Raw genomic sequence first — 18408 nt, 5'->3', positions numbered from 1 at the left:
TTTCATGGCATGAAACCATAACTTTGTTTCCGACTTCACAAACAAACTATGTTTTTCAGACCAACCTCAAGACTCCTATTCGTTTTTATACTGATTTTTAGTACCTTTTTTGGAATGGCCCAACAAAAGGATAGCAAAAAGAAGGAGAAAAAAATAGAGATTGCGCCCATACCCTATATAAATTACGACCGTACCCTTGGCGCTTCATTGGGTGCCGTGCCCATGGCCATGTATCGATTAAAGGCTACCGATACCATTTCCCCAAAATCCCTAACCGGCATCATGGGGGTCTATACCACCAACGGTTCTTGGTTTGGCATGGCCTTTCAGAAAATGTTCTTTGCAGAAGATAGATACCGTTTCGTGGGGGTAGCAGGCCTAGGGGTGTATAACTTTCAAATGTTCCTCGATTTTCCGCCGGTAGGTTATATCGATTATAGGACTACCATGGATTTTGTGATGCTTAAATTCCAAAGAAGGGTTTCCGATAAGTTGTTTTTAGGGGTGCATTACCAAAACCTACATTTTACCTCAGATATAGGGGAAGATGAAATCGTGTTTTCGGATGATGATCTTCAGGGTATTGGGCTATCATTGGCTATGGATACCAAGGATGATGAATATTACCCAAAACACGGCTGGTTAAATGAGGTGAAATGGATTTCATTCGCTGACTTTTTGGGTAATGAAGATGCATCGAATAAGGTTGAGATTGAGTTAAACCATTACAGGGCCTATCGTAACGATAAAGATGTGTTGGCTTTGCGTTTTTATGGGGGGCTTGGTATCGGCGGACTTACGTTTAACCAGCAATTTGTGGTAGGTAACCGTTCAGACATTCGAGGTTATACCCAAGGAACCTATCGTGGCGATTATATGCTGGCCGGGCAGGGCGAATACCGATATAAACTTTCGGAAAAATGGGGCTTGGTAGGTTTTGGTGGTGTGGCTACCATATTCGAGTCCATTAACGATAGCCATAACGGAAAACTGCTTCCGGCCGTGGGTACGGGCTTTAGGTATGCCGCGTTCCCAAAGAATAATTTCAATGTGGGTATAGATGCCGCTGTTGGCGATGGCGATTGGGGCGTGTACTTCCGTATAGGGGAATCTTTCTAGATACTAACTATTTGCCTACCTTTGCGCCTCATTTAAAAGCAGTACGATGGACGCAGGTATTTATGCCAAATTCAATACATCAAAAGGGGAAATAGTTGTAAAACTTACCCATGACAAAACCCCAGGTACCGTAGGTAATTTTGTTGCCTTGGCCGAAGGGAAACAAAAAAATACGGCCAAAGCCGATGGACAACCCTATTACGATGGGTTAAAGTTCCATAGGGTTATCGCCGATTTTATGGTTCAAGGCGGTTGCCCACAGGGAACCGGAACCGGAGATGCCGGTTACAAATTCGACGATGAATTCCACCCCGAACTAAAACACGATGCCCCAGGTGTATTGTCTATGGCCAATGCCGGACCAGCCACCAACGGGAGCCAGTTTTTTATTACCCATGTACCTACCCCATGGTTAGACGGTAAACACACTGTTTTTGGGCATGTGTATGCCGGTCAAGAGGTTGTAGATGCGGTTGCCCAAGGCGATGTAATCGAAAGTTTGGTCATTGAGAGGGTTGGTGAGGAAGCCCAAGCTTGGGATGCTTTGGCCGCTTTCGAGAGTTTCAAAAACTCTGGTGAAGAGCGTAAGGCTGCCGAAAAGGCCCGTCAGGAAGCGGAACTGGAAAAAATCGCCGAAGGCTTTGAAAAAACAGCCAGCGGATTACGCTATAAAATATTGGAGCCAGGTAGTGGTGCCCAAGCCGAGAAAGGTAAAAAGGTGTCGGTACATTACGAAGGGTCTTTGTTAAGTGGTCAAGTATTCGATTCATCTTTCCAGAGAAACCAACCTATCGATTTTACTTTGGGTATTGGACAGGTAATACCCGGTTGGGACGAGGGTATCGCATTATTAAAGATAGGCGATAAGGCCCGATTCGTAATTCCTTCCGATTTGGCCTATGGTAGTGCCGGTGCTGGAGGTGTTATACCACCAAATGCGACCTTGATCTTCGATGTGGAGTTGGTTGCAGTAGGATAGTTACTGGATTGCCATAAAATACTTTAAAAAAGAGGCCCGTTACAGGCCTCTTTTTTTGTGCCTGGGATTGACACTAACTAACAGCAAAAATATGTTCATGGCTAGTAATACGGTAAGTACGGACAAGAAATAACTCATAAGACGGGTATTGGACAGTGTTGTTGTTTAAGTAACACCTGAAAAGGCCAAAACCCTACCTGAAACCTGCATAAATTTTCGGAATGTTGGTAGGTGCTTAATTAGTCAAATACGTATTGATCGAAAAAGGGAAAAGAAATCCTGGGCGCATGATGAGGGGCTGAAACAAAGCAATCAAATTGCGACCTCAAAATAGGGGAAAAGAAAAAAGAGGCTATTGAGTAGTAGCCTCTTTTTATGGATTTCCCAGAAGGGAGTTAGTAAATTATTTGTTGAATTTCTTGCCGCGGCCGTTTACGCTCAACAAAAGCAACGTAAAATTAACGGCCATTAATAAAGTTAAAATGCTCAAAAACAGTTCCATTCGGTTTTGTGGGCTTTAGTGTTAGGTTGTTTTACAGTTATTAGATGTAAATATTACCGATGGTTGCGTGTAGACCGGTATTTTTTTGAGTTTTTTTTAAGAAAAGTGCTTTGTCGTTGTTTTTCAGTGGAATAGAGTGGATTAAAAATCAATACTATCGGGTGGACAAATCATTACCTTTGGGTATGGAAACATTAGAAGCATTAAAATATCCCATTGGCCAGTTTGAATGCCCTCAAACCGAGGGAGAGGCCTTGATAACGGATTGGATAGCCCAACTGGAAACCTTTCCTGATCGGTTGGCCCATTTAGTAAAACCTTTATCACAAGCCCAATTAGATACCCCCTATAGACCAGGAGGGTGGTCGGTAAGGCAAGTGGTGCATCACTTGGCAGATAGTCACCATAACAGCTATACCCGATTTCGTTGGGCCCTTACCGAAGAGAGACCGCTGATAAAAGTGTATGATGAGACCCAATGGGTAAAACTACCCGATGGCGATCAGGCACCCATCGATCTATCACTTGCTTACCTAAAGGTGCTTCATGCTAAAATGGTACTAATGCTCAAAGGCTTGTCGCAAGAGCAGATGGCCATGGGCTATGTGCATCCAGAGGGTAATACCTTTGTTTCCGTGGCCGAGAATATCGGTAAATATGTTTGGCACGGCAATCATCATTATGCCCATATTGCCAAATTGATCGAACGGGAAGCTTGGTAAAAGGGAAAGGATTTATTGGGCCTTCCATTTAATATTACAACCTAAACTGGGTTTTTGTATGTCGGATATGGGTTGACCATCCAAAAGGGCATCCATGGCATCGGTGAGATCTTTGCCGGTAAGGGGTTTCCCGTTTTGGGGTCTGGAATCGTCCAACTGCCCGCGATAGACTAGTTTTAACTCGGCATCGAACAAATAAAAATCAGGGGTACAGGCAGCATCGTAGGCTTGGGCTACCGCTTGGGTTTCATCGTACAGATATGGGAATTCAAAACCTTCTTGTTTAACCAATTCCACCATAAGTTCGGGCCGGTCTTGCGGATAGTTTTCAACATCGTTGCTGCTAATGGCAATAAAACCAATGCCTTTATCGGGGTAGGTGCGACCGAGTTCAGCAATTTTTGCATTGACATGCATTACGAACGGACAATGGTTGCAGATAAACATAATCAATGTGCCTCGGGAACCTTTTAAGGCAGAAAGCGCCTGTTTTTCGTTCTTTACGACATTCAATAATTCAAAATCTGGGGCAGCTGTGCCCAGCGGCAACATATTACTCGGTGTACGGGCCATAGTGTGTAATTTGTAACCGTAAAAATAAAAGATAAAATGGCATCTGGTTGCTTCTTCGTTAAACTATTGTTACTTTATCGCCTCGCAATCTAAAAAGCATCGCTTTTTTAAAAACCTACCCGTATTTGGAATCCGTTCTGGACACTGTCCGTATAAATTTTGATGCCGAGGCCCAATGGGTGTTGAACGGGGTATTGGCCCTGGTTATGTTCGGTATAGCCCTTGAGATATCGGTCCATGATTTCAAGGCCCTGTTTAAAAACAAAAAAGCCATTCTAACTGGTGTGGCCAGTCAGTTTGTTTTGTTGCCTTTGGTAACTTTTGTGTTAGTATATTTTATAAATCCTATTCCCAGTGTGGCCTTAGGCATGTTTATGGTAGCCGCTTGCCCAGGGGGCAATGTATCCAATTTTTTTACGCATCTATCGGGGGGTAACTCAGCCCTATCTATAGGCTTGACGGCCATTGCCACACTTTTGGCGGTATTTATGACTTCGGTAAACCTTCAGTTTTGGGGTTCGTTGTACGAACCTACAGAAACCATCTTGCGCTCTATATCCATCGATGCCTTGGAAATGGTAAAACTGGTTTCCTTATTATTGGGGTTGCCTTTGATAGCTGGTATTTATGTGAACCATAGGTTTCCTGTATTTGCCCAAAAATCGGCCAAAATTCTTAAGATGGGGTCTTTGGTGTTTTTTATGGCCTTGGTGGGTATTGCCTTGTATGTAAATAGAGATGTGTTTATGGAATACATCCATTATGTGTTTGGTATAGTTTTGTTACATAATCTAGTTGCCTTTTCTACCGGTTTTTCCGCAGCTAAAGTAATGGGATTGGATAAACGGGACGTAAGGGCCATTACCATAGAAACGGGAATTCAAAATTCGGGCTTGGGCCTATTGCTCATCTTTAGCTTTTTTGACGGCTTGGGGGGTATGGCGGTGCTTACGGCCTTTTGGGGCATATGGCATTTGGTTTCGGGTCTTATTTTAGGTGGTTTTTGGGGATTAAGACCCGTGAAAAAGGAAGGATTGGCTTGAAAAAAATAGGGTACCTCATATTGTACACCTGGGTAAAACTGGGCATGTTCGCCTATTATCGCTCCCGTAAGATCCATGGTTTGGAGAATATCCCTAAAAATGGGCCGCTACTTTTTTTAGGGAACCATCAAAACGCCTTGTTAGATTCATTACAGTTGGTATTGCACGGTGTGCGTCAGCCTTATTTTTTGGCCCGTTCCGATGTTTTTGCCAATGCTTTATTGAAACGGTTTTTAACGTTTATCCGTATGCTACCGATTTATCGTATACGCGATGGGGTGCAATCTTTACAAGCCAATGCCGCCATATTTCAAAAATGCGCCGATCTTTTGGGTAGGGGCGAGGCCATGGCTATGTTTCCTGAGGGAAACCATTCCTTAAAGCGTCGTGTGCGGCCATTGAGCAAAGGGTTTACACGTATTGTATTTAAGTTTAAGGAAGACCATCTAGAATCCGACGTATACCTACAGCCTTTTGGCGTTAATTATCAAAAAGCCGGAAGCTTTCCTGATCGTACCAGTCTGTATTTTGGTCAACCAGTATCTGTGGATGGCATAATGGCCAAATACGAAAACAATATTATGGTGGTAAACGAATTAAAATCCAAAGTTCATCAAGAACTAACGGGTTTAACCACCCATATCGATAGTACGGAATATGAAAGGATTCTAGCCCAATTACAAATGGGAAAAGTCGATTTTACCCAACCAGAAAAAGTCAATGCCCTTTGGCCTACCCTTACCGAAGGACAGGCTGTAAAAACCCCTCTAAAAAAGTCGGTATCCTTTCAGAAAGTAATACTCATTATTTGGAACTTTCTCAGTGTGCTTCCTTGGCGTTTGTATCTAAAGCCCAAGGTAAAAGAGCTAGAGTTTTTGGATACCATGCGCTTTGGCTATGCCCTGGTGGTGCATTCATTCTTGTATCTCTTGTGTTTTGGGGTCTTATTAACCACAATGGGCCCAGAACTAGCTTTCGCATTGCCCTCGGCCCATTTTCTGGTAAACCTGGTATTGGTTAAAACCTTTTCGGTGCGTTGAAATCGTGAATTACTGCACATCGTGCAACTACATACTGCTCCCAAAGAAGATCGCATTCATCAGTAACTTATTGGTACCATACCAAAAAGCCCTAAAGTTGGTGTTGTCGGTAAAGGCGATTACCCTTCCCCGGCCTAAAGATTCTGTTTTAAAAGGCACGGCCCCTTTAATACGCTCTAGGTTTTCTTCAGATATATACCCGCTTAATAAAGGGTTTTGGGTGTATTGTATCGGATTGTCAAAACTGTTCTTTCCGGGCTCCATATACAGGTTGGTGTTACGGAACATAGGTAAATAGTCATTTTTGTAGCCAAAAACGATTGGGTGGGATCGGTCGATTTTAGTATTGAATATGGCACCACCCGTGACCTGGGCCCCATAGAAATCCCCTTTTTGGTCAAAACGCAGGTTTTTGGCCACCATAGAGTCTTTTTTGAAGCTTATATCCATCAATTCGTTCTGTTTTAACCATTGGGTAGCATTTCTATAGGCGATAAGGGTGCCCCCGTTCTTTACCCAGCTTTTGATCTTAGCTACGGCCTTTTTGTCAAGGCCATTGTTTCCCCAGGCATTCGGTATGATCAAGTCGGTATATTTTGAAAGGTCTACCCGGTTAAAATAGCTTACATCGAGTTTAGTGAGTTTCATATCGAAACGGGTATCGAACAAATGCCAGATTTCCCCCGCATCATAAGAGGTAACTCCCCCGCCGACCAAAAGGGCCACTTTCTGTTTGCGCACCGGGTCAAATTCATTGCTCCCTAGGTCAATGCCCTGGGTAAGTCCGCCAGAAACCGCAGTAATTTCGAGCTTACTTTCTTGGGCTACCTTTTGCAAAAACTTATGCAAGGCATCCGGGGCTAACTTTTGGCCTTGAACGGGAACCATAATGGTGCCATAGCCATAATTTTTTCCCTCTAAGCTAAATGGTCCCTTGGCCACTTTGGCGCGAAGCCCTTTTTGGGTAATGGCATTTAGGGCTTTTGGGCTATAGTAGCCATTCCATTCGAAAAGATAAGCGTAATGGCTTTTGGCGCTAACCGAACCTGTTATGGGTTTCAATTCTTCTATACGGGCACCCGCTTGGGCCATGGTGGCATTTTGGGTATAGTCGAGGTTAAAGGCCAAGGGAAAGGTCCAGGCCGAAACGTCGTAGAACAAACTGTCGGTAAAGCTGGTTCGCTTTTCGAACATGGCCTGTATAAGCCTATGGTTTTTTTGGTTCATGGGTACTACATAGGCAGCCCCTTTTTTATAGGCCGAATTATCGAGACGGGCATCTTGGGCCAACTCGTTTACCTGTATTTTATGACGTTTTAAGATCTCGGCCAAATGCCAAGCCTTGGCAGGGTCTTTGGCATCGCCGAAAACGATGGCCTTGCTTTTACTTTTGGCAGCGGCATTGCGTGTATCCGCATAGAAACTTCTCTGGTATTCCAATATTTTCCCGCGCATGTTTTGGGCAGCTTCAACCGTAGAAACCGCGGTGGCGAATTGGTTACGGATGGTAAAAGGAAAGGTGAGCAATCCGTTTTCGGTTTCCTGCATATGACCTCGGGAGCTTCCTTGTTCGAAAAGGATACCAATACTACCGTTTACATCGGGAAAGGTGGAGCCTTTACCGTAATAGTAATCGTCGTAGTTTTCTTCGGAATAGTATAAAGAGCCCAATTGGTTCAGTGCCTTCGCATGGTAGGTGCCGATCTCGGCCGTAAGTTCTTGGTTCAATTTAGGGGTAAGCGGATGTACACGACTAGGTTCTCCAGGTTGGAAGAAAAAGGTAGAGTTACTACCCATTTCATGATGATCGGTAAGTATGTTCGGTAGCCACTTATGGAAACTGGCGATACGGGCCCTACTTTCAGGTAATTGAACCGGAAGCCAATCGCGGTTCATATCGAACCAATAGTGGTTGGTACGGCCACGGGGCCATACTTCGGTATATTCCCTATCGTTTGGGTCGGGGTTCATGTTTTGTGCCTTGTTCATATTGGCCCAAAAGGCAAAGCGCTGTAATCCATCAGGATTAAAGGAAGGGTCCAGTAAAATAATGGTATCGTCCAACAATTGGTCAATGGCACTACCTTGGGCCGCCGCCAAGTGATAAGCGTAGGCCAAAGCGGCATTCGATCCACTGGGTTCGTTTCCGTGTATAGAGAAACCTTGGTACACCACTATGGGCATTTGGGATAGATCCATGTTATTACCCCCAGCTTCTGTTAGCTTAAGGTGGTCTTGTCTAATTTGTTCTAGATTACCATGGTTTTTGGGCGAGGTAATGGTAAGTAACAAAATCGGTCGGCCTTCAAAGGTCCTGCCCCTGTTCTCTATGCTAATACGATCACTAGACTTGGCCAAGGCCTGCATATAGAACATAAGTTTGTCGTGGGTAATATGCCATTCGCCCACCTCATGGCCAATAATCTGTTTAGGTGTCGGAATGTTTGGGTCGTATTGAACACCTTTGGGTAAATAATAGGATAGATCGGTTTGGGAAGATTGTGCAAAACCCCAAAGTCCGATAAAAACCAGAAAAACGGTAATTCGGAAAGTTCTCATAAAAGTTAGCTGTTAGGCTACTAAAATAAGAAACGGCCCCGTGATCTTGGGGCCGTTGTAATTTTTTAAGAAAATGTTAAGGTTTTAGATGTCGTCGAAACTAACGTCGGTAAAGTTATCGGAGGGCGAATCGGTGTTGGTAGACGATGCTGCTACCTCCTCTTTTTTAAAGTCTTTTTGATGTCTTTCGGAGATGACCTCCAAACCTTTTTCATCGATAATATAATCCATCATTTCGTTCATGATTTCCTTAAAGGAAGCAAAGTCTTCCTTATAGAGATAAATCTTGTGTTTTTTATAATGGAAGGTACCATCGTCGTGGGTGAACTTTTTACTTTCTGTTATGGTTAGGTAGTAATCGCCTGCCTTTGTACTTCTTACGTCAAAAAAATAAGTTCTGCGCCCAGCCCTGAGAACCTTGGAGTAAATCTCCTCTTGGTCCAGTATACTTCTCTCGCTCATGTGTTGGTGTGTATGTTGGTAGAATGCTTAATTATTCTTTCAAAAATGGAAAAAAAAAACCACCCAACCAACTTATTGGGGGTTTTCTTTATCGGTTAACTGGGTGTGGTAAAGCTCTTTATAGTAGCCATTTTCGCTCAATAATAGCTCGTGTGGGCCATTTTGTGCGATTTCCCCGTCTTGCAGTATAATAATTTGGTCTGCGGTACGTGCAGAAGAAACCCTGTGGCTTACGATCAGACTGGTCTTGCTAGAGGAGGCTTCCTGAAGGTTGCCCAATATTTTTTCTTCGGTTTCGGTATCTACGGCCGAAAGACAATCGTCGAACAAGAATATATTGGGATCTTTGATCAAAGCTCGGGCAATGGATACCCGTTGTTTTTGTCCGCCGCTAAGGGTAAGGCCCCTTTCGCCCAAAATGGTTTCGTAACCCTGTTTAAATCCAATAATGTTTTCGTGAACGGCCGCATTTTTCGCAGCGGTTTCTATTTCTGCCGAACTGGCATCCTCCTTACCGAATTTGATATTATTGGCAATGGTGTCCGAAAACAGAAATGCATCTTGGGGTACGGCACCTAAACTATTTCTAAGGCTGTTTAAGTTGAGGGAAGGTAAGGGGGTTCCGTCAATTAAAATCTCCCCCGAATCTACATCGTATAACCGGGCAATCAAATCTAGTATCGTACTCTTACCAGCTCCGGTCTTTCCTAGAATGGCAAGGGTTTCGCCCGCTTTTATGGTAAAAGACACATTTTTAAGTGCCTGTATGCCGGTATCGGGATAGGTAAAGGATACATTTTTGAATTCGATGGTTCCTGTGATAGGGGTGTCCGTTTCAATCGAATTTTCAATTTCGGGCGCCACATTTAAGAATTCATTGATTCGTTTTTGTGAAGCCTCGGCACGTTGGATCACCGAAGTCAACCAACCTACAATAGCCACGGGCCAGGTAAGCATGTTTACATAAATGATAAATTCCAAGATAATCCCTAAGGAATCTATTTTACCACTAATGTACTGTTGCCCCCCAATAAAGATCACCAAAAGGTTGCTTACCCCGATCAACAAAGTCATCATAGGATGGAACCATGCGTTCACTTTAACAAGGTCCATGCTCTTATCGCGACCTTCATGGGCCAATTCTTGCATTTGTTCTGCCGTGGTTCGTTCCAAACCATAGGCTTTGATTACGTTAACTCCTGAAAACGTTTCTTGTGCAAAAGTCGACAGTCCGGACAGGAATTCTTGTACCACCGTACTCCGTTTATGAATAATCTTACTGATCCGATAGATTAAAACCGAGAGTATGGGCAAGGGTAACAACGTATAGGCGGCAATGGTCGGTGCCTTATAGAACATAATGGGTATAACACAGGCAAAAAGGGTAAAGGTGGTGATGCCGTACATGATTACTGGCCCGGCATACATACGCACTTGGGATACATCTTCACTGATGCGATTCATTAAATCTCCCGTACGGTTCTTTTTGTAAAAGGCCAGATGTAGTTTTTGGTAATGCTGAAATATCTCGTTCTTCAGGTCGAATTCAATATAACGACTCACATTGATTATGGTCTGGCGCATCAAAAAAGTAAAAAAACCGGAAAACAATGCGGCCCCAAGAATAATCAATATGTTTTCAATAAGTACCCCGCCAAGGGCATCTACCGAGGCCCCTTCGGTCTTCAAAAAGGCCTCCACCTCACGAACCGATTTGTTTACATAAGGCGGCATTACCAAAGAAAAGACCCTGGCCACGATGGTAATAATGATACCGGCGAACAATCGAAGCCAATATTTTTTAAAATATTTATTTAAATGTTGTAGTTCTTTCATGGGCCGCCGGCAAAACCATACCGTATTAAAATTTAAACAAAGCGGTATGCGCTTTGCAAATTAATACTACTTTTACAGCGGAAAAAAATCAGTCTTCTTAAAAGTTCTTTAAAATGTTAACAAGACGGCACATCCGTGTAAAGGTAATGCAGTGTATTTATGCCTTGGTACAGGCCAAGGATGGAAACCTAGAGGAACAGCAAAAGTTCTTAAAGGGCAGTATGGAGAATATGTATTCGCTTTATCTGTTGATGTTGGCCCTACTGGTCGAACTTCAGGCCTATGCCCAAGAGCAATTAGAGCTTGGTTCTAAAAAATACTTGAACGAAGGCGGGGCGAATTATCCGGATCCTGCCCGTTTTGCCCACAATGCCTTGTTACAGCAGTTGACCCAAAATGGTCGTCTTAAGGAAGATGTTGAAAAGCGTAAGCTAAACAATTGGTACCTGCACGAAGACTATATCAAAATCATTTACAAGGAGATATTGACCCATAAGGCTTTTGAAGCCTATATGGCCAAGGAAACTACCGATTACGATACCGACAAAGCGTTGGTCGTACAGCTTTTTAAAGAGGTTATCGCCCCCAACGAAAAGATTTATGAGCATTTTGAAGATGATAAACTCACTTGGGTAGACGATATCCCGATCGTAAACACCTTTTTGTTAAAACGATTGAAACAGGTGAAGGAAGAGCATCCGGAATCTTACTTTTTGCCCAAGCTACTTAAGGATACGGCCGATATGACCTATGCGAAGGACCTTATGGCAAAGACCCTGCTCAAAGATGCCGAGTTAACCAAGGAATTTGAGGCCAAGACCCCGAATTGGGACAAAGATCGTATTGCTGAAATCGATGCTATTTTATTGAAGATGGCTATTTGTGAGTTATTGTACTTTCCATCCATTCCCGAAAAGGTGACCCTGAACGAGTATTTAGAAGTCGCCAAAGAATACTCTACCCCGAAAAGTAGCATTTTTATCAATGGGGTACTCGATAAATTGGTGAAGGAATACAAGACCAACGGAAAGATGAAAAAGATGGGCCGCGGCCTACTTTAGAGGGTGGTAAAGACTGTTCTTTATACTATTACCGTCGTATCTACGTTTCAAAACCGAACGCATTACCATTTTTTCTATTTTTGTAATGAAACATAAAAATACCATGAGAAGAACGTTTGTATTAGCATTGGGGGCCGCCATGGTCCTAATGAATCTTTCTTGTAAAGAAGAAAAAGCTTCGGCCAAAGTTGAAGCGAGCAATGTAGAAGTAGCCGCCGAACGCGATGCCGCTTCCAAGAAATTGCCGGTAATGAGCTTTGATAAAAAGGAGCACGATTTTGGTACCATCGTTAACGGTACCCCACAAGAGTATACCTTTACCTTTACCAATACCGGAGAGGCGCCCTTGATTATTACCAACGCCAGCAGTAGCTGCGGATGTACCGTACCTACCTACCCAAAGAACACCCCGATCGCTCCAGGTGAGAAAGGTACCATGGTAGTTAAGTTTAACGGTGCGGGTAATGGTGCGGTAAGTAAGACCGTTACCGTAAATGCCAATACGGCTGCCGGATCTGAGCTTTTAAAGATAAAAGCATTCGTTAACCCTAAGGATGCTGCGGCCCAGGCCTCTATTCCGTTGAAAAAAGGATAAGTAGATGTTAGAACAATATCCGTTTTTGCCCCTATTACTGATTTTTGTGGTGGCCTACTTTTTTATGATCAGGCCCCAGATGAAACGTCAGAAAGATGAGAAAAAATTTGCCGAAGCCCTAAAGAAAGGCGATCGTGTAATTACCAAAAGTGGTCTGCACGGCAAGGTTGTCGATCTAAACGACAAAGATGCCAGCTGTGTTATTGAGACCATGGCCGGGAAATTAAAGTTCGATCGTTCGGCTATTTCCATGGAGTTGAGTAAAAAACTTCAACCCAAGGCCGAGAAATCTTAAGCTTAGGTTTTTTCGAATATAATAATGAAATCCGCTCTAAACCAGGGCGGATTTTTTGTTTAGGATCATAAGGTAAACCTACCGATACTTATCATTAAGCCCCTTACCCTCCAAGATAAGTGCGGTACATTTTTCCAAGCGCGAGACCCGCGTAGATTCTCTTTTGGCACCGCCGATATGTTCCATGTATTCCCTTTGTTTAAAAGGTGATAAGGTGTCAAAGGCTTTTCGTAAGGTGTCCGAGCTATCCAAGGCTTTTTGTAGTTCCTCGGGCATGGCAATGGTTTTGCTTCCGGCCTTGGCAGGCGCTAGGCTTAGTCCGGCCTTTTGGTTGGCCATAGCTTCTTTTAGGTAAGCGATTAGGTCTGCTTTGTTGAGATCGTCCGTGGCCTCGAACCGCCATTGTCGCATAGATTTAGTCTTACCTTCTTGGGCATTGGTTAGCACTTTTTTAGGGTCTTTCAAGAAATTACCGTTAAAGAACCACAGACCATAGTGGTTTTTAAAAGCCGAAATACCGACCACGTTTTTGTTGTCTACCATATAAACAGGCATCGACCATTTTAAGGTTTCGGTAAAACCCACTTCCAAGGCCAAGGCCCGAAGGATGTTCAGCTGTTCGGTAAATGGCCCATCTTTTTCGTAATAGGCTTCAAGTTTGGCTTGTTTCTTTTTATCCATCACCATATTTTTTAGCGGTACGCACGCATATGCCTACGATAACATCTACGGCCTTTTGCATGCTTTCAACAGGAATATACTCATATTTCCCATGGAAATTATGTCCGCCCGCGAAAATATTAGGACAAGGTAGGCCCATAAAGCTCAATTGCGAACCATCGGTACCACCGCGTATAGGTTTAATTATAGGGGTAATGCCTAATTCTTCCATGGTTTCACGAGCAATGTCAACGATATGGAAAACAGGTTTTACCTTTTCTTCCATATTGTAATATTGGTCCTTTAGATTTAGGATGATAGGAAAGCCATGTTTATCCTCCAAGGATTTACATATAGAGGTCACCAATGCCTTTCTAGCTTCAAATTTGGCTTTGTCGTGGTCGCGTATGATCATACCTAAACGGGCTTCCTCAATACTGCCCTGGGTCTCATAAATATGGAAGAAACCTTCTCTGCCTGAAGTTTTCTCCGGGACTTCGTGAGCAGGTAGGGCTTGTATGAATTCATGCATGACCAATAGGGCATTTTTCATTTTACCCTTGGCATAACCTGGGTGAACGCTTCGGCCATTAAATTCGATAGTTGCCCCAGCGGCATTAAAGTTTTCGTATTCGAGTTCGCCAACGGTACTGCCATCCATGGTGTAAGCCCATGCGGCACCAAAAGCTTTAACATCGAATTTATGGGCGCCACGACCAATTTCCTCATCTGGGGTAAACGCGATACGGATCTCGCCATGCTTTATTTCAGGGTGGGCTACTAAATATTCCATAGCACTAACTATCTCGGTGATACCGGCCTTGTCATCGGCACCCAACAAAGTGGTGCCATCAGTGGTGATCAAGGTTTGGCCTTTGTATTGGGTCATCTCCTCAAAATAGGACGGAGAAAGTACAATATTCTTTTCCGCATTGAGCACGATGTCTTTACCATCATAATTTTCAATGATTTGCGGGCAAACGTTTTTTCCGGAAAAATCGGGGCTGGTATCCATATGGGCAATAAACCCAATAGAAGGAATATCGCCTTGGGTATTGGCCGGTAAAATAGCCATAACATAGGCGTTTTCATCAATGCTAACATCGCTTAAGCCTATTTCGTTGAGCTCCTGCACTAACTTACGGGCCAATACCCATTGGTTTTCGGTACTAGGGGTACTATTTGAATCGGGGTCACTTTCGGTGTCTAGGGTTACATAACTGATAAACCTATCGATCAAATGCTGCATAAGGGTCTTTTTTTCAAAAATAGGGTTATTATTGCGGTACCACCATAAAATGTAACCGCATGCGTACTTTGGTAAGTGTAGCTTTTCTGTTTATTTCGTTTGGGTTGACAGCCCAAGACTGTACGTTGGGCATAGCCACGGCTCCGCTTAAAACCTTAGAAGGGGTTTTTCAATTGAACCATGGTCAAGTGGTGCAGTTAAAAACCTTAAAAGAAGTGGTGAACACCCAATTGCGGCGTGAACAACAGAAAGTTGATAATCTGTTGGCCAGCCATCCACAAGAAACCCCTGAGCAATTGACCGAGTTGGGAAAGAAACACGAGTTATTGGTAGAAGGTATGGAAACGATTACCGCGGAATACGACATAAAGTTTCTACAGATTTTGAACGAGCGCCAGTATGAACGCTATATGAAATTATGCGTAGAGGTGGGGCGTATACCATTGCGTTTGCCTGAACCCGAGGAAACAGATAATTAACTAGTGTAGTTTGTACATAGGTCGTATTTTTGTTAAAATTTTTTCCTGAGCATGTATAAGTTTATCCTTCGTCCCATTTTCTTTTTGTTCGACCCCGAACAAGTGCACCATTTCAGTTTTGGAATGATCCGTTTCTTTTCAGCTATCGGGCTCGGATTTTTGTTCAGGGCGATTTATAATGTGAATGATAAACGCTTAGAGCGTGAGGTATTCGGACTCAAATTCAAAAACCCGGTAGGTTTGGCCGCTGGCTTTGATAAAGATGCCCGTTTGTACAATCAGCTGTCCGATTTTGGCTTCGGATTCGTAGAGATCGGTACCCTTACCCCAAAACCCCAAGATGGTAATCCGAAACAACGCTTGTTCCGTTTACAGGCCGATAAGGCCATTATAAACCGTATGGGCTTTAATAACCAAGGTGTAGCGGCTGCCGTAGAACGCCTAAAGGCCAAACACAAGGTGTTGATTGGTGGTAATATTGGAAAGAACAAGGTTACGCCAAACGAAAATGCCTTGGACGATTACCGTATCTGCTTCAATGCCCTTTACGAACATGTCGATTATTTTGTGGTAAACGTAAGTTCACCCAACACACCTGGTCTACGCGAACTACAGGATAAGGAACCGTTGACCGCCCTGCTACGTGAGCTCATGGTACTTAACGGTACAAAACCTCAAGCGAAACCCTTGTTGTTGAAAATCGCACCGGACCTTACCGATGACCAATTGCTCGATATTATACAAATCGTTTCCGACACCAAGATCGATGGGGTAATTGCTACCAATACCACCATCTCTAGGGAAGGGTTACAATCGCCCCAGGCCTTGAGCAAACAGCAGGGAGGCCTAAGTGGTAAGCCATTGACCCAACGCAGTACCGAAGTAATTCGCTTTCTGGCCGAAAAGAGTAATAAAGCCTTCCCAATCATTGGGGTGGGCGGTATACATTCGGCCCAAGATGCTTTGGAAAAGCTAGAGGCCGGAGCCGATTTGGTACAACTCTGGACCGGCTTTATCTACGAAGGCCCAGCTTTGGTAAAGCGTATTAACAAAGCCATTTTAAAGGGATAACATTTAATAATTGCCAAAGCGTATTATTCCCCATTACCTCGTTGAGAGGGTTTAGGATGAGGGGTTAACGTTAAAAAATGGAGGTGCTTCTAATTTAGCTTTCTAAAACGCCCAATAATCAAATACCAAAGCGTCTTCTAAATATGGTTTTAGCTTGGCTACAAAGGCTTGGTGTTTGGGGTGGGGTAAATAGGTGTCGCGATCCTCTTCGCTGGCAAAGGTTACCAAGAAGCCATGGGTAAAGCCCTTGTTCAATCCTTCAGGGCTGTTGTTCAGACCCCATTCGAATTCTTTTACTTCCTTTAATTGTTTTCCCAAGGCCACGAATTCTTTTTCGATCATGGTTATGGCACTTCTCGAGGTATCTTCCTTGAATTTAAAAAGCACTACATGGCGTAATTTTTTTGCCGGGGATTTCCCGTCTTGGGCAAAGCTTAAGGTAAAAGAAAAAAGGGCAACTAGGGTCAATAAGGTTCGCATGCTATAAATTTTTTCCGAAAGGTAGTCAAAAACGAATTGGTGCGAAAGTGCGGCCTATTCCCTAGTTTTGTTTTATGGATTACCAAGTATTGCTTTCCTTCTTTTTGGCTTCAACCGTATTGGCTTTGTCTCCCGGTCCTGATAATCTTTTTGTATTGGCCCAAAGCTTGGCCCATGGTAGAAAATCGGGTTTGGCAGTGGTCAGTGGTTTGGTGTCAGGTTGCTTGGTCCACACCAGCCTGTTGGCCTTTGGGGTGTCGGCCTTGATCAATAAGAGTCCGATAGCCTTATGGGTTATAACCGGCTTTGGTGCGGCCTATCTTTTATATTTGGCTTATAAGGTGTATCGGGCACCGGCCGATTTTTCCATAAACGAGGGAGTGGTCAAAAAAAGTGGTTGGCATCTTTTTCGGCAAGGATTTTTAATGAATGTGTTCAACCCGAAAGTGACCTTGTTTTTTCTCGCTTTCTTTCCTGGTTTTTTGTTCAGTGATGCATTGCCCAAACCCCTACAATTTTATGTATTGGGGCTGTTGTTTATGCTTTCGGCCTTTTTGGTTTTTGGTAGTTTGGCCCTCTTGGCCGGAAAGATTGCGGTCTATTTAAAGCGGAATGCCCGTGCCGGATGGGTTTTAAAATATGTACAGGTAGCTGTTTTTGTCGGTATCGCCCTGTATTTGTTGGTTTCCCTCAAATAACACTACATTTGGTCTATGCAACAGCCTTCCGAAATGGTAAAGATTATCGAGTGTCCCCGCGACGCTATGCAAGGGATCAAAACCATGATTCCCACGGCTGAAAAAGTGCGGTATATCCAGGCTTTGCTCAACTGTGGTTTCGATACCATTGACTTTGGCAGTTTCGTGTCGCCCAAGGCGATTCCTCAGATGCAGGATACGGCCCAAGTTTTGGCTCAACTCGATCTAAGTCGGACCAAAAGTAAACTCTTGGCCATTGTGGCCAATGCCCGAGGTGCCCGAGATGCCTGTCAACATCCGGAAATACATTATTTGGGTTATCCATTTTCCATTTCGGAGAATTTCCAGATGCGAAACACCCATAAGACGATAGATCAATCGGTAGGGATTCTAAATGAGATATTGGAATTGGCGGCCGAAGCCAATAAAGAAGTGGTAACCTATATTTCCATGGGTTTTGGTAATCCGTATGGCGACCCTTGGAGTGTTGAGGTCGTAGGGGAGTGGACCGAACGTTTATCCAAAATGGGGGTGTCTATCTTGTCCTTGTCCGATACCATTGGTAGTTCCACACCTGAGGTAATCAGCTATTTGTTCGAAGGCTTGATCCCGACCTATCCGCATATCGAATTCGGGGCCCATTTACATACACATCCCTTACAATGGCACGAAAAGGTAGATGCCGCATTTACCGCCGGATGTCGCAGGTTCGACGGGGCCGTTCAAGGCTTTGGGGGTTGCCCCATGGCCAAAGATGAACTAACGGGCAATATGCCCACCGAACGCATGCTTTCCTATTTTACGACCCATAAGGTAGAGACCGGGGTAGGCCCCATGGCCTTTGAAGCAGCCTATAATAAGGCCACCGAGTTGTTTACCACCTATCATTAATGGCCATTTGCTATATATGTTGGCAAGGCCATGTCATTTTCCTGAGCAAACTATTTTTATACTATACCTGATTTCTAGCCCCCTCTCCCTCTGG

The 18408-nt window shown here is 43.9% G+C and carries 19 protein-coding genes; 12 read left to right on the top strand and 7 right to left on the bottom strand.

The annotated features are described in order from the left end of the window. Positions 1-48: 48 nt before the first annotated feature. The 3 genes from B7P33_RS02765 to B7P33_RS02755 all read left to right on the top strand — a co-directional run bounded on the left by B7P33_RS02765 (position 49) and on the right by B7P33_RS02755 (position 3322). The gene (locus B7P33_RS02765; RefSeq protein WP_097440421.1) at positions 49-1119 is read left to right on the top strand and encodes a BamA/TamA family outer membrane protein; all 1071 of its coding nucleotides are present in this window, start codon (positions 49-51) and stop codon (positions 1117-1119) included. Positions 1120-1165: 46 nt separating this feature from the next. Beyond that, the gene (locus tag B7P33_RS02760; RefSeq protein ID WP_097440420.1) at positions 1166-2098 is read left to right on the top strand and encodes a peptidylprolyl isomerase; all 933 of its coding nucleotides are present in this window, start codon (positions 1166-1168) and stop codon (positions 2096-2098) included. Between the two features lie 687 nt (positions 2099-2785). Further along, positions 2786-3322 (top strand): YfiT family bacillithiol transferase, encoded by a 537-nt coding sequence (locus tag B7P33_RS02755; RefSeq protein ID WP_097440768.1) that lies wholly within the window; start codon positions 2786-2788, stop codon positions 3320-3322. Between the two features lie 12 nt (positions 3323-3334). On the opposite strand, the gene B7P33_RS02750 is transcribed toward B7P33_RS02755, so the two are convergent. Beyond that, a complete protein-coding gene (locus B7P33_RS02750; RefSeq protein ID WP_097440419.1) occupies positions 3335-3895 on the bottom strand; it encodes a thioredoxin family protein in 561 nt (186 codons plus the stop codon). Between the two features lie 125 nt (positions 3896-4020). Here B7P33_RS02750 and B7P33_RS02745 point away from each other — a divergent pair, with 125 nt between their 5' ends. Together B7P33_RS02745 and B7P33_RS02740 are read left to right on the top strand one after the other, a co-directional pair. Beyond that, complete coding sequence (locus B7P33_RS02745; protein ID WP_245871615.1) at positions 4021-4938, top strand: bile acid:sodium symporter family protein; 918 nt, start codon at positions 4021-4023, stop codon at positions 4936-4938. Then, positions 4935-5978, top strand: coding sequence for a 1-acyl-sn-glycerol-3-phosphate acyltransferase (locus tag B7P33_RS02740; RefSeq protein ID WP_172435835.1), 1044 nt, complete (start codon positions 4935-4937; stop codon positions 5976-5978). The genes B7P33_RS02745 and B7P33_RS02740 overlap by 4 nt, the downstream gene beginning before the upstream one ends. A gap of 27 nt (positions 5979-6005) precedes the next feature. Here B7P33_RS02740 and B7P33_RS02735 read toward each other — a convergent pair whose 3' ends face one another. The 3 genes from B7P33_RS02735 to B7P33_RS02725 all read right to left on the bottom strand — a co-directional run bounded on the left by B7P33_RS02735 (position 6006) and on the right by B7P33_RS02725 (position 10835). Beyond that, on the bottom strand, positions 6006-8537 hold the full coding sequence (locus B7P33_RS02735; RefSeq protein WP_097440417.1) for a M14 family zinc carboxypeptidase: 2532 nt from the start codon (positions 8535-8537) through the stop codon (positions 6006-6008). An 84-nt stretch (positions 8538-8621) separates the two neighbouring features. Further along, positions 8622-8999: a PUR family DNA/RNA-binding protein gene (locus B7P33_RS02730; protein WP_097440416.1), complete on the bottom strand. Its 378-nt coding sequence runs from the start codon at positions 8997-8999 to the stop codon at positions 8622-8624. 72 nt (positions 9000-9071) lie between these two features. Then, positions 9072-10835 carry an ABC transporter ATP-binding protein gene (locus tag B7P33_RS02725; protein ID WP_097440415.1) on the bottom strand — a complete coding sequence of 588 codons (1764 nt, stop codon included), beginning with the start codon at positions 10833-10835 and terminating at the stop codon, positions 9072-9074. A 113-nt stretch (positions 10836-10948) separates the two neighbouring features. Here B7P33_RS02725 and nusB point away from each other — a divergent pair, with 113 nt between their 5' ends. The 3 genes from nusB (at position 10949) to yajC (ending at position 12786) form a co-directional block, all read left to right on the top strand. Beyond that, entirely contained in the window at positions 10949-11896 is a 948-nt protein-coding gene (gene nusB, locus B7P33_RS02720) for a transcription antitermination factor NusB (protein WP_097440414.1), read from the top strand. Positions 11897-11999: 103 nt separating this feature from the next. Next, positions 12000-12491, top strand: coding sequence for a DUF1573 domain-containing protein (locus B7P33_RS02715; RefSeq protein ID WP_097440766.1), 492 nt, complete (start codon positions 12000-12002; stop codon positions 12489-12491). A 4-nt stretch (positions 12492-12495) separates the two neighbouring features. Continuing rightward, the gene (gene yajC / locus B7P33_RS02710) at positions 12496-12786 is read left to right on the top strand and encodes a preprotein translocase subunit YajC (protein WP_097440413.1); all 291 of its coding nucleotides are present in this window, start codon (positions 12496-12498) and stop codon (positions 12784-12786) included. A 78-nt stretch (positions 12787-12864) separates the two neighbouring features. Here the strand turns inward: yajC and B7P33_RS02705 are convergent, their stop codons facing one another. Together B7P33_RS02705 and pepT are read right to left on the bottom strand one after the other, a co-directional pair. After that, entirely contained in the window at positions 12865-13467 is a 603-nt protein-coding gene (locus tag B7P33_RS02705) for a YdeI/OmpD-associated family protein (RefSeq protein ID WP_097440412.1), read from the bottom strand. Further along, on the bottom strand, positions 13460-14695 hold the full coding sequence (pepT, locus tag B7P33_RS02700) for a peptidase T (protein WP_097440411.1): 1236 nt from the start codon (positions 14693-14695) through the stop codon (positions 13460-13462). Before pepT ends, B7P33_RS02705 begins: the two co-directional genes overlap by 8 nt. 59 nt (positions 14696-14754) lie before the next feature. On the opposite strand from pepT, the gene B7P33_RS02695 reads away from it, so the two are divergent. Continuing rightward, positions 14755-15174, top strand: coding sequence for a hypothetical protein (locus tag B7P33_RS02695; RefSeq protein ID WP_097440410.1), 420 nt, complete (start codon positions 14755-14757; stop codon positions 15172-15174). Between the two features lie 51 nt (positions 15175-15225). After that, entirely contained in the window at positions 15226-16245 is a 1020-nt protein-coding gene (locus tag B7P33_RS02690; protein WP_097440409.1) for a quinone-dependent dihydroorotate dehydrogenase, read from the top strand. A gap of 102 nt (positions 16246-16347) precedes the next feature. Here the strand turns inward: B7P33_RS02690 and B7P33_RS02685 are convergent, their stop codons facing one another. Then, the gene (locus tag B7P33_RS02685; RefSeq protein ID WP_097440408.1) at positions 16348-16725 is read right to left on the bottom strand and encodes a Dabb family protein; all 378 of its coding nucleotides are present in this window, start codon (positions 16723-16725) and stop codon (positions 16348-16350) included. 74 nt (positions 16726-16799) lie between these two features. Here B7P33_RS02685 and B7P33_RS02680 point away from each other — a divergent pair, with 74 nt between their 5' ends. After that, on the top strand, positions 16800-17423 hold the full coding sequence (locus B7P33_RS02680) for a LysE family translocator (RefSeq protein ID WP_097440407.1): 624 nt from the start codon (positions 16800-16802) through the stop codon (positions 17421-17423). 15 nt (positions 17424-17438) lie between these two features. After that, on the top strand, positions 17439-18314 hold the full coding sequence (locus tag B7P33_RS02675; RefSeq protein ID WP_097440406.1) for a hydroxymethylglutaryl-CoA lyase: 876 nt from the start codon (positions 17439-17441) through the stop codon (positions 18312-18314). Positions 18315-18408: the final 94 nt, after the last annotated feature.

Origin of the sequence: Sediminicola luteus (assembly GCF_002514735.1) — a bacterium.
GTDB lineage: Bacteria > Bacteroidota > Bacteroidia > Flavobacteriales > Flavobacteriaceae > HQA918.
Note: the sequence above shows the minus strand (reverse complement) of the source record. Positions and strands in the feature narration are given on the sequence as shown.

What these genes read in the sequence shown, in the direction of transcription:
- B7P33_RS02765 (WP_097440421.1), top strand. Translation starts at nt 49, where the DNA reads ATGTTTTTCAGACCAACCTCAAGACTCCTATTCGTTTTTATACTGATT.
- B7P33_RS02760 (WP_097440420.1), top strand. Translation starts at nt 1,166, where the DNA reads ATGGACGCAGGTATTTATGCCAAATTCAATACATCAAAAGGGGAAATA.
- B7P33_RS02755 (WP_097440768.1), top strand. Translation starts at nt 2,786, where the DNA reads ATGGAAACATTAGAAGCATTAAAATATCCCATTGGCCAGTTTGAATGC.
- B7P33_RS02750 (WP_097440419.1), bottom strand. Translation starts at nt 3,895, where the DNA reads ATGGCCCGTACACCGAGTAATATGTTGCCGCTGGGCACAGCTGCCCCA.
- B7P33_RS02735 (WP_097440417.1), bottom strand. Translation starts at nt 8,537, where the DNA reads ATGAGAACTTTCCGAATTACCGTTTTTCTGGTTTTTATCGGACTTTGG.
- B7P33_RS02730 (WP_097440416.1), bottom strand. Translation starts at nt 8,999, where the DNA reads ATGAGCGAGAGAAGTATACTGGACCAAGAGGAGATTTACTCCAAGGTT.
- B7P33_RS02725 (WP_097440415.1), bottom strand. Translation starts at nt 10,835, where the DNA reads ATGAAAGAACTACAACATTTAAATAAATATTTTAAAAAATATTGGCTT.
- nusB (WP_097440414.1), top strand. Translation starts at nt 10,949, where the DNA reads ATGTTAACAAGACGGCACATCCGTGTAAAGGTAATGCAGTGTATTTAT.
- B7P33_RS02715 (WP_097440766.1), top strand. Translation starts at nt 12,000, where the DNA reads ATGAGAAGAACGTTTGTATTAGCATTGGGGGCCGCCATGGTCCTAATG.
- yajC (WP_097440413.1), top strand. Translation starts at nt 12,496, where the DNA reads ATGTTAGAACAATATCCGTTTTTGCCCCTATTACTGATTTTTGTGGTG.
- B7P33_RS02705 (WP_097440412.1), bottom strand. Translation starts at nt 13,467, where the DNA reads ATGGATAAAAAGAAACAAGCCAAACTTGAAGCCTATTACGAAAAAGAT.
- pepT (WP_097440411.1), bottom strand. Translation starts at nt 14,695, where the DNA reads ATGCAGCATTTGATCGATAGGTTTATCAGTTATGTAACCCTAGACACC.
- B7P33_RS02695 (WP_097440410.1), top strand. Translation starts at nt 14,755, where the DNA reads ATGCGTACTTTGGTAAGTGTAGCTTTTCTGTTTATTTCGTTTGGGTTG.
- B7P33_RS02690 (WP_097440409.1), top strand. Translation starts at nt 15,226, where the DNA reads ATGTATAAGTTTATCCTTCGTCCCATTTTCTTTTTGTTCGACCCCGAA.
- B7P33_RS02685 (WP_097440408.1), bottom strand. Translation starts at nt 16,725, where the DNA reads ATGCGAACCTTATTGACCCTAGTTGCCCTTTTTTCTTTTACCTTAAGC.
- B7P33_RS02680 (WP_097440407.1), top strand. Translation starts at nt 16,800, where the DNA reads ATGGATTACCAAGTATTGCTTTCCTTCTTTTTGGCTTCAACCGTATTG.
- B7P33_RS02675 (WP_097440406.1), top strand. Translation starts at nt 17,439, where the DNA reads ATGCAACAGCCTTCCGAAATGGTAAAGATTATCGAGTGTCCCCGCGAC.